This is a genomic window from Azomonas agilis, assembly GCF_007830255.1.
In the GTDB taxonomy this organism is placed as follows: Bacteria; Pseudomonadota; Gammaproteobacteria; order Pseudomonadales; family Pseudomonadaceae; genus Azomonas; species Azomonas agilis.
Map to the genome: position 1 here is coordinate 343,032 of NZ_VLKG01000002.1, position 15,667 is coordinate 358,698.

Consider the following 15,667-nt stretch of genomic DNA (forward strand, 5'->3'; position numbering starts at 1 on the left):
GCGGGTAGATTGCCCATCGGCGAATCCACCCTACAGGTTAAGGGTTTGTACCCGCAGCACCCTTAATCCTGACGGCTGGTCACTTCGAGCAAGTGATAACCGAACTGGGTTTTTACCGGGCCTTGCACGACATTGAGCGGCGCGCTGAATACCACGACGTCAAACTCTTTCACCATTTGGCCGGGGCCAAAAGAGCCGAGGTTGCCGCCGTCACGACCGGAAGGGCAGCCGGAGTGCTGGCGGGCGATCTCAGCGAAATCAGCACCACCTTCGATGGCTGCTTTCAGCTCATTGCACTGGGCTTCGGTGTTGACGAGGATGTGACGGGCGGTTGCTTTCTTGGCCATGGGGGACACTCTGTTTAGGTTAAGGCGCTGAGCTTATGAGATAGTTATGACCTATTGCTCTAGCTTCAACGGGCACTCGTCGGGTTAGCGGGCATGATACAATTTATTAGCTCGATATGATGGTAGATTGTCTATTGGCGAATCCACCTTACGAGGTGCTGAGACACTTGATAATGTGTTAAGCACTAAAGTAGGAGTTTATAATTTCTGATGCTTCTTGTGCATGGACTTCGTTATTGATTTCATAAGTAACTCCTTTTTTTTGCAGAATTTTTTGAATGACTTTAGTTTGCGAGCTTGTAGGCTTACAGTCTAAAATCATTTTGTCATTGATATTTATCGGCATGTTTGGAGACTCAGATGTGTAAAGTTTTTTTACCACGTCAAGGTTTGATTTGGTAAAACTACTTTCTGATAAAGTTAAATAAATAGCATATTTCTCAATGCGTTCTCTATACTCTAAATTTTCAAACATGGTTGGTTTTGCTAGTAAGATTGCAATTGCATACTCCAAAAATGTGACTTGACCAATATCAAGCAACCCTTCTTCATTCATCCACTCAACGATTTCAAGAAATTTATTTCCTTGTTTTTCCCAGCACCCAAACCAAAAGCTAGAACCTCGCGCTAACATGGATTGCTTAGATATGGCAGGTATAGTGTTTTTCTCAAGTAAGTTTGCGATTTCAAAAATACGTATAATTCTAGCTAAGTTTTCAAACTTGCCATTATCCTTGTACTCTAAAAAATTAAAGACTCCATGTCGTTCATGAGAAGTTGACTTTATTTCACTACTAAGATAATCAGATAGACCATCTTTATGTTTTTTATCTTCAAAGGATTGCGCATTGATTAAGTCAAATAAGGTTAATTTTTTTCCCGTGGTATTCACCTTCTCAAATACTCGTATAACTATGCCAAGCTCTGATTCGCCATCAATTTTCATGGCGGGAATCTTATACTCTCCTATGACGCCAAGAACAGATGTTACATAGTTTTTATAGTCAAAGAATTTGGTTTTATTTTTTGATTTAAAACCATCAAACCATTGTTCAAAAAAGTCATCAATAACTTCACTGTATCTTTTTTCTATTACGCTCTCTCCAGAAATGAATCTATTATAGTGGCGTGTCAGTTGCTTTCCTTTTCCCTTGCCAACACTGAATGCCCGGCAAAGCTCCATGTAATTATCCGTAATAACTCCTGATAGTTCTGTGAGTTTTTTTACACTGGGGATTTCAAGTATTTTATCTTCGGGAAACTTATCTAATAAAAGTGCCAGTAAGTCGAAGTAAAACTCATCATCCCCATTATTCTTTGGTAGGAATAATTTTGCTATTGATGTCAGTCTTTGTTGTCCGTCTAGTATATAATATTTTGGCTCATTATTTTCTTCTTGGTTGTATTCTTTCTTAATGTTTTCGATTAGCGAGTGTGCACTGACTTTCAAATTTCCATTTTCTGGCATAATCAACAAAGATGAGATTGGATAGCCTCGAATAATAGAGTCTCCGAGCTCTTCAATAGCTTTCCTTTTCCAAACAAAATCTCTCTGAAATTTAGGAATTAGATAGATGTTTTTATCTATATTTTTAACAATTGCCTGTAAGCTAACGTCTATGTTTTGAATACTACTCATAAAAATTCCTTCTTAAAGAAATAAAGCTCTAATCAGTTGAATAGCACGATCTAAGCATTATTTGCTGTCTGAGAGTGGCCTGTACTATTCTGGAAACTGGCTTTAAACCCTATCTGATTTCTCTTTGACTCGTCTACGGCATTTTACTATCACACCTACCGCTCCGCCCTCTGCGCATCACTGCCTTTCGCCTCTACCCACTCACTACGCCCGTCGTGGTAATGCACCTTTTTCCACAGTGGAATGCGGGATTTCAGGGCGTCCATTAAAAACTCGCAGGCGGCAAAGGCTTCGGCGCGGTGGGCACTGGTCACGCCGACCCAGACAATGGGCTGGCCCAGTTCAATGCGGCCCACGCGGTGAATCAGCAGTACCTTGGCCAGTGTCCAGCGCTGCTCGGCTTCGGCAACCAACTGCTGCATGGCTAGTTCGGTCATGGCGGGGTAGTGGTCGAGTTCAAGGGCGATCACCTGTCCATCGTCGCGCACCGTGCCGCAGAAGGTCACGGCGGCTCCGGTTTCCCCGTTCGGGCTTTCCAGTTGGGCGTTGAGGGCGTTGAGGTCGAGGGGCTCGCGTTGTAGGGCGATCATCCTAGCCTCCGGTGACGCGGGGGAAAAAGGCGACTTCCTGCACATCGGCCAAGGGCGTGCTGTCGGGGCTAAGGCTTTGATCCACCGCCGCCATCTGCGCATAACGGCTAAAAGCCTGCTGCCATTCCGGTGACTGGGCCATGAGCTGCTGGCGCAGTTCGCCCAGCGTGGCGGCGGGGGTGGGCCAGTCCAGTTGCTCCACACCGAGCTGTTCTTTCAGCGCGGCAAAAAACAGAACTTTCATGGGCTGCACTCCGGATGTTGCCAATGGCCGGTTTTGCCGCCGGTTTTTTCCCGCACCCGTAGGTGTTCGATGGTCATGGCCGGATCGACGGCTTTGCACATGTCGTACAGGGTCAAGGCAGCGACAGAGGCGGCGGTGAGGGCTTCCATCTCCACGCCGGTTTTACCGTCTAAACGGCAGCGGGCTTCGATGTGGACGCGCTGTTGTTCGGGTTCGGCAGTCAGTTCGACCTGTACTTTACTCAGCATCAGCGGATGGCAGAGGGGAATCAGTTCGGCGGTGCGCTTGGCGGCTTGAATGCCCGCAATCCGCGCCACGCCGAACACATCGCCCTTGTCGAAACCGCCCTCAAGGATGCGCTGCAAGGTGCTGGGGTGCATGTGCACCCAAACTTCGGCCACGGCTTCGCGGCGGCTGATGGCTTTGTCGCCCACGTCCACCATGCTGGCGCGGCCTTGGGCATCCAAGTGGGTCAGTTCCATGCTTAGGCTCCGTGGTGGTGATGGCCGCCGATGAGGTGCGGAACAAAGTTGCAGGGCTTGGTGCGGGCGTCCAGTTGGTTGGCGATGATTTCATCCCAACCGGTGCGGCAAGCGTTGTTGCTGCCGGGCAAGCAGAAAATCAGGGTGTTGTTGGCGAATCCCGCCAAGGCGCGGCTTTGCAGGGTGGAGGGGCCAACCTGAGCGATGGAGACTTGGCGGAACAGTTCGCCAAAGCCTTGGATGTGCTTGTCGAACAGTACGCCCAAGGCTTCGGGGGTGCTGTCGCGGCCTGAGAAGCCGGTGCCGCCAGTGGTCAGAATCACTTGGATGCTCGGATCGGCGATCCACTCGGAAACACGAGCGCGCAGGCGGTAGATGTCGTCTTTTTCAATCGCGCGGGTGATCAGCTTATGGCCTGCATGGGTCAAGCATTCGACCAGCAGATTGCCGGAGGTGTCGGTTTCCGGCGTGCGGGTGTCGGACACGGTGAGCACGGCAATGGACAGGGGCACAAAAGCGGCTTCGGCGTGGTGGTGGGCAGACATAAAAACTCCTCAGGCAGTGGTTTAAGCCGCAACAATGAACAGCTACATACTAGCTTTAGCCACCGATGGCGGCGAAGTGTCTATTACCGCCGCTTTGTTCCAACAGCAGCGGGTGTTGCTCGGCTTTGAGGTGCAGCAGTTGCTGTAGGCGTTGTTGCAGTTGCGGCAATTGTTCCGGCGATTGCAGCAGGTCGCGCAGGCTGTGGCCTTGTTCGGTGAACAGGCACAGGTGCAAATCCCCGCGTGCCGATACCCGCAGCCGGTTGCAACTGGCACAAAAGCTGGGGGCGTAGGGCAGGATAAAGCCGATACGCCCGGCGTAATTCGGGTGCCAAAACTCACGGGCTGGGCCAGAGTCCTCTGAACGCGGTAGTTCTTGCCAGCCTTGTTGCATCAATTGCTGCATCCAGACTGCGCCGCGCAGGTGGTGCTGTTGGTAGTAGTCAGCGTTGTCGTTGGTGCGCATTAACTCGATAAAGCGCAGGGTCAGCGGACGATCGCGCAGCCAATTCAGAAAGGCGGGCAGTTCGCGGTCGTTTTGGCCGCGCAGTAATACGGCATTGACCTTGAGTGTCCACTGATCGGCCAGTGCCTGGTCAATATCACCCAGCAGTTGGCTCAGACGGTCGTGGCCGGTAATCAGGGCAAAGCTGTCGGCAGTCAGGCTGTCCACTGAGATGTTGATTTGATCCAGTCCGGCGGCTTTCCAGTCATCTAAAAGGCGGGCGAGTTTAAGGCCATTGGTGGTTACAGCGACTTGGGTAATGCCGGACGTGGCTTTGCAGTCTTCAATAATCTGCGGCAAATCCTGACGTAACGAGGGCTCGCCTCCGGTTAAGCGGATTTTGCGCGTACCAAGGCGGGCAAAGGCACGGACGATGTTTGTCACTTCTGCACTGGTTAAAAACTGCTCGTTGTGGGTGCGCTGGTAGCCGTCGGGCAAACAGTAAGTGCAGCGCATGTTGCACACATCGGTCAGAGACAGACGCAGGTAGCGGAACTGACGACCCCAAGAATCTTGTAGCGAGTTCGGTTGATTGAGGGTGTCCGTTGGAGCCTTTCCATGTGCATTTTGGTCACTAATATTGATTTTTGTCATGGATAAGTTGCTCTAAATAGGATACGCACTGAAAACACGCTAATGGGCTCTGAGGGGCCTGTCCAATCGCTGATACTGATTTAATCATTGATGGCCTCTATAGCGTAGGCATAACGAATTAGGCTGTTGAGGCTGGAGTGTGTTGACCCAATGCTCTGCCTGCTGCATTAGTGTGCGGGTAAGGGAGTTGTTTTCCGTTGCACGGCAAATCAGTCCTAGAGGCATGGGGTTGAGGTGTACGGCTAAAGTATGTACCCGCAACGACTCAAGACGGGGCGAGATGGATACCCCCAAAGGCATCAGGCTGCAACAGAGGCCAACATTCACGCACTCAATTAAGTGGTCTACAGAGTCGGACTCAATCACCGGCTGTAAGGTAACGCCTTGACCAGCCGCGCTGCTGTCTAATCCTTGACGAAAGCGCATAGCGGTACTGAGTAGCCCCAAAGGTAAGGCGGCGATTTCATCCCAACTCAGGGGTGGGCGATCCTCTAGGTCAAACCAGTCGGGGTGATAGAGCAGACCAATGGATGGATTCCCTAAAGGCAGCGTGCGGTAGCGTTCAATGCCGGTTTGCTGCAAGTAGCTGAGGCCGATGTCTAGGGCATTGTGCTCTAACTGCTCCAAAATAGCCCCTGAGCTCAAAGAATGCAGTTGGAAACGCACCATAGGCGCTTGTTGCCGAAGATGTCTGAGTAGAGGTAACAGGCACACATGGCTTAGAGGCACCATACCAATGCGCAAGGTTCCGACTAAGGCTCCTCGCAGGCGGCTGGCTTCAGTTTTCATGCCCTCGTAGGCGCTGACCACCTGTTTGGCCCAAGCCAGCAGGCGCTCACCCTCAGGGGTAAAGCCCTCAAAGCGTTGGTTACGGATGACCAAAGGCACACCCAGTTCATCTTCAAGGCGTTTTAGGCGCATGGATAAGGTAGGTTGGGTGACATGGCAGGCATCGGCGGCCTGACTGAAGTGCTCGTACTGATCTAAAGCACAAAGAAACTGTAATTGCTTAATATCCATCCGGCCTCTCCCCTGAACGGCTGTGGCGGGCAGAGCATTGTGAGCTGTTCCGACTGCCACGGCTAAGCCCCGGCAGTCGGTAAGCGGATTAGCTAAACAAAGCCATGGCCTTCTTTAATGTTTGGAATATGCCCCAAGCCAGTGGGATGCTGACATAAGCCCAAAACAGAATGGCTAGTACCTTCTGACTATTATCGCCGGAGGTACTGGTGGTGGTATCAATTAGGGTAGAAGAAGTAGTCATCAGCATATTCCTCGCAGGACTATTAAGCAGGGCTTAAGCCTTTGTTGGGTTCTTCGTCGTTCATGTGGTGTTTTTCATGCACCGGATGCATCAGGGCATTGATGGCAAAGCCCAGCACCAACAGACCGGCCATGATGTACATGGTGATGGTGTAAGCGTCGGCTTTAGGCACACCCTGAGCAATTTGGTATTCGCGTAGGTAGTTGACCAACACCGGGCCTAATACCCCCGCCGTAGCCCAAGCGGTCAGCAGACGACCGTGAATACCACCCACATAACGGGTACCAAACACATCCGCTAGATAAGCCGGAATGGTGGAGAAGCCCCCGCCGTACATGCTCATAATCAAGGCGTAGCAAGCGATAAACAGCACAATGTTGCCGCTCTGACCCAGCGTTGGCACTAAGGCGTACAGCAGTGCCCCGGCGAAGAAGAACAGGGTATAGGTCATCTTACGGCCAATGTAATCTGAGACCGAAGCCCAGATAAAACGGCCACCCATGTTAAAGATACTCAGCAGTCCCACAAAACCAGCAGCGGCTAAAGCAGTGACTGTGCCTTGGAACATCTCCTGAATCATCACTGAAGCCTGTCCCAATACGCCAATACCGGCGGTGACGTTCAGGCACAGAATCAGCCACAGCATGTAGAACTGCGGGGTTTTCAGCGCTTGGTCAATGTGTACATGGTTACTAGTGACCATGCGGGATTGAGTCACCGGAGGCGTCCAACCTTCAGGTTTCCAACCCTCGCGGGGAATGCGAATAGTCAGAGCGCCTAGCATCATGGAGATAAAGTACACCACCCCCATGACTAAGAAGGTTTCGGTCAAGCCTGTTGAGGTAGCGGTTTTGAAGTAGTCCATTAAGGCGACTGAGGCGGGCGCTCCGATGAGCGCACCCCCACCAAAGCCCATAATGGCCATGCCGGTGGCCATACCGCGCCGATCCGGGAACCACTTCAGCAAGGTAGATACCGGCGACACATAACCGAGCCCTAACCCAATACCGCCGATTACCCCGTAACCGAGGTAGATCAGCCAGATTTGATGCAGCCAAATACCCAGTGCCGATACCAAAAAGCCGCCACCGAAGCAGCAAGCCGAAGCAAACATAGTGGTGCGGGGGCCGACTTTTTCCAGCCATTTACCACCAAAAGCTGCTGAGATGCCGAGGAATACAATGGCCAGACTGAAAATCCAGCCCACTGATGTTAGTTTCCAATCGTCGGGGGTGGATTGGGTCACGCCCACAATACGGGTCAAAGGTTCGTTGAATACGCTGAAGGCATAGGCCTGCCCAATACATAGGTGTACGGATAGGGCAGCCGGTGGAATCAACCAGCGGTTGTAACCGGGAGACGCAATAATGCGCTCCTTAGAGAAAAATCCGGGATCGCTCATGGGCGTGAAGTCCTCTGATTGTTGGGGCACACAGCTAGGGGTTAATGCAGGAATGCCTCGACAAAGAACCGCGCTGTTCTTTGTCGAGCCTACGGGTACATCAGATAATTCGCGTGCTTTGGTTAGGCTCCAGCACTACCGCAATACTCTTGGAGGTTGGGGTATGGCTGTAATCGCCTACGCTGCTCAGGGGGACTAAGGGATTAGTCTCTGGGTAATAGGCCGCCACGTTGCCAGCGGGGATGCTGTAGGGCACCAGTTTAAAGCCATCGACCCGCCGTTCGCGGCCATCATTCCATAGGGAGCGAATGCTGACTTCTTGGCCTTCGGTAAAACCTAAGCGTTGCAAATCGGCAGGGTTGATAAACACCACTTTGCGCTCGCCGGTAATACCCCGGTAACGGTCGTTTAGGCCATAGATGGTGGTATTGTACTGATCGTGGGAGCGCAGAGTCTGCATAATCAGCGTGTTATGGGTGATCAGATCCGCTGCAGCACTGTGCAGAATATGCTCAGGTAAACCATGAGTGTGGACGATGGCTTTACCGGCTGGTGTATTCCAACGATGCTCGCGGGCGCTGTTGCCCAGATAAAAGCCGCCGGGCGCGGCGATCTTGTGGTTAAAGTCGCTGAAACCGGGGATCACATCTTGGATGAGATCGCGGATACGGTCGTAGTCTTCCACCACCGACAGCCAGTCAATCGGGAAGCTACCCAAGGTGGCCTGAGCCATGCCCGCAATAATGGCTGGTTCAGAACGCATCTCTGTACTAAGTGGCTGAAGCACACCCGCTGAGGCATGCACCATGCTGAACGAGTCTTCTACCGTTACCCGTTGTGGGCCGGTTTTTTGGATGTCCTGATCGGTACGTCCGAGGCAGGGCAGAATCAGGGCTTCTTTACCCGTTACCAGATGGGAGCGGTTGAGCTTGGTGCTGATTTGCACCGTCAATTCGCAGTTACGCAGGGCTTGCTCGGTGACTTCAGTATCGGGTGTAGCGGCAGCAAAGTTACCGCCCAAGCTGATAAAGACGCGGCTGTCTTTGTTCAGCATAGCCTGAATAGCTTCCACCACGTTGTGCCCTGGCAAGCTTGGAGCCTCAAACTCAAAGCGTTGGCTGAGCTTATCCAGTAGGAGTTTTGCGGGCTTTTCGTTAATGCCCATCGTCCGGTCGCCCTGCACGTTGCTGTGGCCGCGCACTGGGCAGGCTCCTGCCCCCGGCTTACCGATGTTACCGCGCAACAGCAGCAGGTTGACGATTTCGTGGATGCTGGGCACTGAGTGCTTGTGCTGGGTGATGCCCATCGCCCAAGTGCAGATCACGCGCTCGGAGCGGGCGTATACCTGCGCAGCGTGGGTGATTTCTTCACGGGTTAAACCGGACTGATCAAGGATTTTCTCCCAAGGTGTGGCTTCTACCTGCTTCAGGTAGTCGTCCATGCCTTGGGTGTGCTCGGCGATAAAGGCGTGATCAAATAGGGCCTCGCCTCGGGCTTGGGCCTCGGCTTCCATCTCGATCAGCACTTTGACCATACCGCGTACCGCTGCCATATCGCCGCCCAATTTGGGGATGAAATAAGCGGTATTCAGTGGAGTGAAGCCATTGGTGAGCATTTCCACCGGATTTTGTGGATGCTGAAAGCGCTCTAAACCGCGCTCTTTCAAGGTATTAAAGCACAGCACCTGTTTGCCGTTTTTGATTACTTCACGCAGGGTATCCAGCATGCGCGGGTGATTGGTGCCGGGATTTTGACCGAATACAAAGACCGCATCGGCGTGCTCGAAATCGTCGATTTCTACTGTGCCTTTGCCGATGCCGATACTGCTGATCAAGCCGTAACCGCTGGCCTCGTGGCACATATTGGAGCAGTCAGGGAAGTTGTTGGTGCCATATGCACGGGCGAACAGCTGGTACAGGAATGCCGCTTCGTTGCTGGCACGGCCGGAGGTGTAAAACTCTACGCGATCGGGGGTGTCTTGGCGTTTGAGCACCTCCGCAATCAGAGCAAAGGCATCATCCCAACTGATGGGCTCGTAATGATCCGTGGTTGGGTTGTAGCGCATTGGCTCGGTCAGACGGCCTTGGAACTCCAAGAAGTAATCCGTTTGCGCATACAGAGCACTGACACTGTGTTGAGCAAAAAAAGCGGATCCAACAGTGCGGCTGGTGGCTTCCCAGTTCACGGCTTTAGCGCCGTTCTCGCAGAAACGTACCATACCCGGTTTATGCTGCTCACCCCATGCGCAGCCGGGGCAGTCAAAACCTTGGGATTGGTTAGTTTTGAGCAGGGTACGCAGGTTGCGGGTAGCGTTTTTGCTTTGCAGCCAGTGGTGTTGGGTAGAGATGAGCGCCCCCCAGCCACCGGCCGGGCCGTGGTAGGGCTTGTAATAGGCATCGGTTGCGTGTTTGTCGCTCATAGAGTCTCCGGGAGCCGCATTGAGGGGCCGGCGTAGAGACGCGGGCCGCTGTGTCTGGGTAGGTGGATAAGGTTTAGGCCGTAATGGCGGGCTAGCTGTACCGCCAAATCACTGGGGGAAGCCAAGTGAATGAGAGTGGATAGCCCTGCGCGTACCGCTTTTTGAATCAACTCAGTGCTGCAACGGCTGCTCATCAAAGCCGCATGTCCTTGCAGAGAGCGCCGAGTGCGCAGGCTGTGGCCAATCAGCTTGTCCAGTGCGTTGTGGCGGCCAATATCTTCGCGGCAGAACAGGGCTTCGCCTTCGGGGGATAACAGGAGCGCAGCATGAATAGCCCCCGCTTGACGACCCAGTATTTGCCATTGGCCAAAATGGTCACGCCAATGCAGCAATTGTTTGGCATCAGGCAGCGGTGCATTGGAAAGTTTAGGTAGCTCGGGCAGAGCAAGGCTCAGGGATTCAGTGCCACAAATTCCGCATCCTGTGGCACCGCGCCGGAATTGGCGCTCCTGTTTAAACTGGGCCAATTGACGTGCGCTTAATTGCACATCGGCATTTAGTGCGGAGCGGCCATCGGTCAGTATGTGCGGTTCTAAGTGCCAATCCAGTAGGTCGCTGGCGTGTTGAATAATGCCTTCACTGAGGGAAAAGCCGAATAAAAAATCTTCTAAGTCCTGCGGTGTCACCATCATTACTGCATGGGCTAAGCCATTGTAGTTGATGGCCAGAGGTAACTCGGTGATTAGCTGGGTATGCCGAGCCGCGTGATCAGTTAAGTCCAGATAGCCCATACTAGACAGCCCGGCGGGTAAGGCAGCAGGACAAGTCGTCGCTGTGGCAAAGGGATCTATCTTGACTGAGATCATAGATTTATGTCGCTGGATAGGATAGTCGGTATAAAAAAAGCTAAATCGGTACGAAATATTCGTCCAATTGCCAATGTCGATGTCCTAGTAGATGCGGTCTATGAGCGCAGGGGCTTGTCAGGCGTTAAGCTATCTGCTTATCCGCTCCTATTTGAATGGAAGCCCCGATCTATGCGTGAAACTTCATATCCCATTACGGTGGCTGTGCTGGCCGGTGGTCAAGGCAGTCGAATGGGGGGACTAGACAAAGGTATGATGTCTTTTCAAGGTTTGCCTTTGGTGCAGCAGGTTTTGGAACGCTTAAAAGCCCAAACAAATGCCCCCATATTCATCAGTGCTAATCGTTCTTTGGCGCAATATCGGGCTTTGGGTTATCCCGTTGTCGAAGACATTGCTTCAGGTTTTCAGGGGCCGCTGATGGGGCTATTGTCAGTCTTGCGCGTCAGTTCCACTCCTTGGACGCTGTGTGTGCCCTGTGATACGCCTTTTTTACCCGCTGATTTGCTGGTGCGTTTTGAACAGGCTCTGGTTGAGCAACACCCGGAAAATCCTTGGGATATTTTGATAGCGGCTGATCCTAGACAAACTCATCCGGTAATAGCCCTGATCCGCACCGCTTTGGCGGATGACCTTGCAGCATTTTTGGCTTCTGGAGAACGGCGAATGATGGCTTGGTATCGGCGGCATTCGTGGCAAATACTGGAATTTGCACAGACTCAGGCTTTTCAAAACCTTAATACTTTGGAGGACTTAGCCGCCGCAATTGAGGGCAAAAATAATGGACTTTGACCACAGTCGCTATGATTTACCCTTGTTGGGTATTGTTGCTTACAGTGGCACCGGAAAAACCACCTTGATTGAGGCCTTGTTGCCGATGTTATCCGCGCAGGGTATACGGACAGCAGTGATTAAACATGCCCACCACGATGTAGATGTGGATACCCCCGGCAAGGATACGCACCGCTTTCGTATGGCGGGAGCCATGCCGGTAGTTCTGGCTACAGCAAAGCGTTTTGCCGTGATGATGGAAACACCCGATCAAATGGATGATCTGGATTTGCCCTTATTGCTGGATTATGTCCTGATATCCAAGCCTGATCTGGTATTGATCGAAGGCTTTAAACACTGGCCTTTACCTAAGTTGGAACTACATCGTCCCGAATTAGGAAGGCCTATTCAGGCTTGGAATGATCCTTGGATTAAAGCCGTAGCCAGTAGTGAGGTAATATCGGTACCAAGCGGAGTTGAGGTTTTACCCCTGAATGATGTGATGACAATTGCAGCTTGGATCAGCACTTGGGCCCTTAGGTGAGCGATTTTTCTTGTGCTGGTATCGCTCGGATTAAGGCCTGTGTACTAGAGGGTTAATACAGGTATTCAAGGATTTGTGCTGCATATACAGCATCAAGTTCTGGGTGTGAGCCTTCGTTAAAATGCTTAGCTTCGCTGACATCTTTACCCGGAATAGGTACTTTTTCCGTGGCTTGTTGCAGAAACCATTCATACTCGATATCTAAGTGTCCGATGTCGATGGCTTGATAACCGAGATTGCTCAGATCATAAGCCAGTACGGTAGCTGTTGGGCCTAATGCAATCAGTACTAACTCATCTTTTTGAATCAGTTGCGTGCAGCGGTGCAGTAACTGATCGTAAACATCATAGGCATCTTTACTCTTAGTAATTATGCGGCGAATGGTGGTAGTTTCTGCTAATAGGTCATTACCAACGCCTATTTTCGAAGCAGCACCCTCTACGATAAAAATACGTCTATTTTTGAATAACTCTTTGAACTTTTGGAATAAAAGATCCTGAGTTTTGTTTTTTTGGTAGTCGATATAGGGTCTAGTGACGTTGGTGTTGGCATAGATTTTATTGATATCTATGTAGTTTAAGTAAATGGAAAAGTACTTGTTAAACATATTTTTCCAGAATACTGAAGCTTTTTTATTAAGATTGTTTTGTTCAATTAAGGGCTTAGGTAGTGCAATTAGACAGTTATCCTTGGACGTAGTGAGAATAGCTTTTAACCGATCGGCAAGAGATTGGTCAAAGCGCTGAAATCTGAGTGAGCGCCCATGCAACAGATTGAGCTCTCCATCCCCAAATCGGGCGATGGATTTTTTATGCTGGATGATTTCATCAAGGGTTTGGTTAGAGTCTTGTATCACAGGAATTTTATTACAGTACTTATAGTAAGTGAACTTTATTAAATACAGTAAATTGATTTTTATCTTTCTTGACTTTTTCATGGGTTTGGGCGTGTTTTAAAGCACGTTCTTTTTGAGGTAAGTGTATTTTTCGTATCATAGGTCTTATGTAGGATAGTTTATAGCAAAAGTTATGTCATTTTAATGTGAAGATGGATATTAAACCAAAGGCAATTTGGATTATATATTGGTTTACATTAACATGCCGACATGTATAACTTCAGCTAAATATGAGCATAAGCTTATAGTGCTGTAGCTAAACTATTAAACGTAGCGAATGTTTCCTTATGGCGCTGCCCTGTTCATTTGAATTGAAATAGGCCGCGCCTGCACAGATGGGGTTATCAGCCTTAGCCTCGACGGGCCGCTAAACTGATGGATACGGATTCAGCAAAACGTAAGGCATGGGGCTTATCGACTTCGACTTGGGCATAAAGCACGGTATCGTAGGTCATAACTAAATCGAGTATTTCTTGTGTTAGGCGTTCCAGTAAGGCAAACCTATTGTTTTCCACATGCTGAATAACGGCTTTAGTGATGGTGCGGTAGTTCAGCGCATGTTGAATGTCGTTAACCTGTACCGCATCACTGGCCGGATATACGATGCTCAGATTAATAATGACATCCTGTTTATTGAGAATTTCTTCCTCCTTAATACCTATGTAGGTGCGCAAGCTCAGATTCTTGATGCGGATGCGCGCCATTCCCGGTTCCAACTGTGGCATATAACTCTCCATAGGGCTTAAATCAGATGGCGACCCCCATTGAGGCTGAGGGTAGTGCCAGTTAAGTAGGGATTATCCAGCAGATAACGCAGGCTTTGATAGACTACCTCCGGGCCGGGTTCAATATGCAGGGCCGACTTTGCTAGGGCTGCCTGTCGGTATGCCTCATCATCATTTGAGTTAAAACTAATCAAGGCTGGAGCAATACCATTGACCTTGACTTTGGGGGCTAACAAAGCTGCAAAGGAGAGGGTAAGGCTTTCTAATCCGGCTTTACTGGCCGTATAAGCGATGCGTTTGGCACTGCCTTTGCGCGTGACATCATCACTGATGTGGACGATATCGGCAGGACTCTGTTGTTGCAGCAAATCCGCGCAACCCAGATTAATAAGGTATGGAGCCAGCATATGTACGCAAAATAAGCGCTGGAATATTGCGGCCTCTTGCCCGGAGGTATCCGCCGACCATTCAGAGGCATTATGGATAATAGCGCGCAGCGCGTTAGTCTGTGTTTTAAGGTTTTGGATAAAACTTTGAATTCCCATCTCAGAAGAAAAGTCAGCCGCCAGTGTGATGACTCCGCGTTGGCGTAGCTCTTCGAGCACAGGTCGTTCACGGCGGTAGCTAATGATCAACGAATGCCCATCATCCAGTAAGCGATGAGCACAGTGGAGGCCAATTCGCTGTGCTGCACCGGTGATCAAAATGGGGGCAGAGGCGTTAGGCATATTCTCGTTCCTTGGTGGAGGCGACAGGCGGCTAGGCTCAGGTTACTCTGAATGCCCAAACCTTCGCGAGGGAGCTATTGTGAATATTGCCATTATATCGGGATCGGTGTTTGGTACAGCAGAACGCGTGGCGCGCCATGCACAGGCGATGTTGGAGCAAGCAGGGTTCAAAGTCTGGTATGAGCCACAGACAAGTTTAACGGCCGTACAGCAGTTTGCACCTCAAGCCTTGCTGTTTGTAACCTCGACCACAGGACATGGTGAATTACCCAACAACTTGCTGCCTTTAGCCTTAGAGGTGCGAGATACCTTACCGGCCAGTTGGCGAGGCTTACCTGGCGGAATTATTGCCTTGGGCGATAGCAATTATCGCAAGACTTTTTGTCAGGGGGGCGAGCAGATTCGAGAGTTGTTTTCTGAGCTGGGTGTGCGCGAAGTGCAGGATATGCTGCGCTTAGATGCTAGCGAAACGGTCGATCAGGAAACGGATGCTGAGCCTTGGATTGAATCTTTTCAGCAAGCCTTGGCTTAGTTAGCAAGGTATTGTGAGCGCCTGAAGTATCAAGGCGCTCACTGAGCAGTGGGTAGATTCGACTCTGGATTAATTTTAAATAGTTAATAGGGCACAGTTCAGAGTCGTTGGATCAAATCAGTCTTCACGCAAGATCAACACGTACACACATCTTATTATTGGGCTGTAACCCTTTTGCTACCCTGAGCGGCTTGCCGACCTGCTTGATACAGCCGTTCAAGCGTGGGGCGGTAGGCATTCCATTCATCGTCCCAATCCAGATGGTTTTTACGGTAGCCTGCGTTAAAAGCAGCCTGTTCAGCTTCTTCACGTGTTGCGTGGGCATAAATAATGGTAGTTGCAGTCATGTTTACCTCCTGTATTGAACAACAAGGTTTTAGCCTGTATTCACTGTGCTTTGACCAAGCATCAGCGCTATAATTCGACAGAAAATGTGTAAGCAATTTTTTTGCCACATAATGATTGATGCAGACTTTATAACCTGAGTTAGCGCAGCTTTTCGCAATTTTGGGTGTGTTAGTTCAGAAATGTAACGCGTAGATACATCTCAAGCCCCAAGGTTTGCACCTTCTTGGCTC

The 15,667-nt window shown here is 50.5% G+C and carries 17 protein-coding genes and 1 pseudogene; 3 read left to right on the forward strand and 15 right to left on the reverse strand.

Annotated elements, in window-relative coordinates; all coding sequences use genetic code 11:
- Positions 1 to 62: 62 nt before the first annotated feature.
- The 11 genes and pseudogenes from LX59_RS04000 to fdhD all read right to left on the reverse strand — a co-directional run bounded on the left by LX59_RS04000 (position 63) and on the right by fdhD (position 10,897).
- Positions 63 to 347 carry a peptidylprolyl isomerase gene (locus LX59_RS04000; RefSeq protein ID WP_144570551.1) on the reverse strand — a complete coding sequence of 95 codons (285 nt, stop codon included), beginning with the start codon at positions 345 to 347 and terminating at the stop codon, positions 63 to 65.
- Between the two features lie 178 nt (positions 348 to 525).
- Positions 526 to 1,986, reverse strand: coding sequence for a DUF262 domain-containing protein (locus tag LX59_RS04005; protein WP_144570552.1), 1,461 nt, complete (start codon positions 1,984 to 1,986; stop codon positions 526 to 528).
- Positions 1,987 to 2,141: 155 nt separating this feature from the next.
- A complete protein-coding gene (locus LX59_RS04010) occupies positions 2,142 to 2,576 on the reverse strand; it encodes a molybdenum cofactor biosynthesis protein MoaE (protein ID WP_144570553.1) in 435 nt (144 codons plus the stop codon).
- A 1-nt stretch (position 2,577) separates the two neighbouring features.
- Positions 2,578 to 2,820 carry a MoaD/ThiS family protein gene (locus tag LX59_RS04015; RefSeq protein WP_144570554.1) on the reverse strand — a complete coding sequence of 81 codons (243 nt, stop codon included), beginning with the start codon at positions 2,818 to 2,820 and terminating at the stop codon, positions 2,578 to 2,580.
- On the reverse strand, positions 2,817 to 3,302 hold the full coding sequence (gene moaC, locus LX59_RS04020; RefSeq protein WP_144570555.1) for a cyclic pyranopterin monophosphate synthase MoaC: 486 nt from the start codon (positions 3,300 to 3,302) through the stop codon (positions 2,817 to 2,819). The genes LX59_RS04015 and moaC overlap by 4 nt, the downstream gene beginning before the upstream one ends.
- Positions 3,303 to 3,304: 2 nt before the next feature.
- A complete protein-coding gene (moaB, locus tag LX59_RS04025) occupies positions 3,305 to 3,847 on the reverse strand; it encodes a molybdenum cofactor biosynthesis protein B (RefSeq protein ID WP_144570556.1) in 543 nt (180 codons plus the stop codon).
- Between the two features lie 55 nt (positions 3,848 to 3,902).
- Positions 3,903 to 4,946 carry a GTP 3',8-cyclase MoaA gene (gene moaA / locus LX59_RS04030; RefSeq protein WP_144570557.1) on the reverse strand — a complete coding sequence of 348 codons (1,044 nt, stop codon included), beginning with the start codon at positions 4,944 to 4,946 and terminating at the stop codon, positions 3,903 to 3,905.
- 84 nt (positions 4,947 to 5,030) lie between these two features.
- Positions 5,031 to 5,966, reverse strand: a complete 936-nt coding sequence (locus LX59_RS04035) for a LysR family transcriptional regulator (protein WP_144570558.1) — start codon at positions 5,964 to 5,966, stop codon at positions 5,031 to 5,033.
- 88 nt (positions 5,967 to 6,054) lie between these two features.
- Positions 6,055 to 7,612: pseudogene (locus tag LX59_RS04045) on the reverse strand (L-lactate MFS transporter).
- 100 nt (positions 7,613 to 7,712) lie between these two features.
- Complete coding sequence (locus LX59_RS04050) at positions 7,713 to 10,031, reverse strand: FdhF/YdeP family oxidoreductase (RefSeq protein ID WP_144570561.1); 2,319 nt, start codon at positions 10,029 to 10,031, stop codon at positions 7,713 to 7,715.
- Positions 10,028 to 10,897: a formate dehydrogenase accessory sulfurtransferase FdhD gene (fdhD, locus tag LX59_RS04055; protein WP_144570562.1), complete on the reverse strand. Its 870-nt coding sequence runs from the start codon at positions 10,895 to 10,897 to the stop codon at positions 10,028 to 10,030. The genes LX59_RS04050 and fdhD overlap by 4 nt, the downstream gene beginning before the upstream one ends.
- A 171-nt stretch (positions 10,898 to 11,068) precedes the next feature.
- On the opposite strand from fdhD, the gene mobA reads away from it, so the two are divergent.
- Together mobA and mobB are read left to right on the forward strand one after the other, a co-directional pair.
- On the forward strand, positions 11,069 to 11,686 hold the full coding sequence (gene mobA / locus LX59_RS04060; RefSeq protein WP_144570563.1) for a molybdenum cofactor guanylyltransferase MobA: 618 nt from the start codon (positions 11,069 to 11,071) through the stop codon (positions 11,684 to 11,686).
- On the forward strand, positions 11,676 to 12,209 hold the full coding sequence (gene mobB / locus LX59_RS04065; RefSeq protein WP_144570564.1) for a molybdopterin-guanine dinucleotide biosynthesis protein B: 534 nt from the start codon (positions 11,676 to 11,678) through the stop codon (positions 12,207 to 12,209). Before mobA ends, mobB begins: the two co-directional genes overlap by 11 nt.
- Before the next feature lie 52 nt (positions 12,210 to 12,261).
- On the opposite strand, the gene LX59_RS04070 is transcribed toward mobB, so the two are convergent.
- The 3 genes from LX59_RS04070 to folM form a co-directional block, all read right to left on the reverse strand.
- Positions 12,262 to 13,146 carry a GT-D fold domain-containing glycosyltransferase gene (locus LX59_RS04070; RefSeq protein ID WP_144570565.1) on the reverse strand — a complete coding sequence of 295 codons (885 nt, stop codon included), beginning with the start codon at positions 13,144 to 13,146 and terminating at the stop codon, positions 12,262 to 12,264.
- A 308-nt stretch (positions 13,147 to 13,454) separates the two neighbouring features.
- The gene (gene folX, locus LX59_RS04075; protein WP_144570566.1) at positions 13,455 to 13,829 is read right to left on the reverse strand and encodes a dihydroneopterin triphosphate 2'-epimerase; all 375 of its coding nucleotides are present in this window, start codon (positions 13,827 to 13,829) and stop codon (positions 13,455 to 13,457) included.
- A 17-nt stretch (positions 13,830 to 13,846) separates the two neighbouring features.
- Positions 13,847 to 14,557 (reverse strand): dihydromonapterin reductase, encoded by a 711-nt coding sequence (gene folM, locus LX59_RS04080; protein WP_144570567.1) that lies wholly within the window; start codon positions 14,555 to 14,557, stop codon positions 13,847 to 13,849.
- 79 nt (positions 14,558 to 14,636) lie between these two features.
- Here folM and LX59_RS04085 point away from each other — a divergent pair, with 79 nt between their 5' ends.
- On the forward strand, positions 14,637 to 15,089 hold the full coding sequence (locus LX59_RS04085; protein ID WP_144570568.1) for a flavodoxin: 453 nt from the start codon (positions 14,637 to 14,639) through the stop codon (positions 15,087 to 15,089).
- 155 nt (positions 15,090 to 15,244) lie between these two features.
- Here LX59_RS04085 and LX59_RS04090 read toward each other — a convergent pair whose 3' ends face one another.
- Positions 15,245 to 15,436 (reverse strand): hypothetical protein, encoded by a 192-nt coding sequence (locus LX59_RS04090; protein WP_144570569.1) that lies wholly within the window; start codon positions 15,434 to 15,436, stop codon positions 15,245 to 15,247.
- Positions 15,437 to 15,667: the final 231 nt, after the last annotated feature.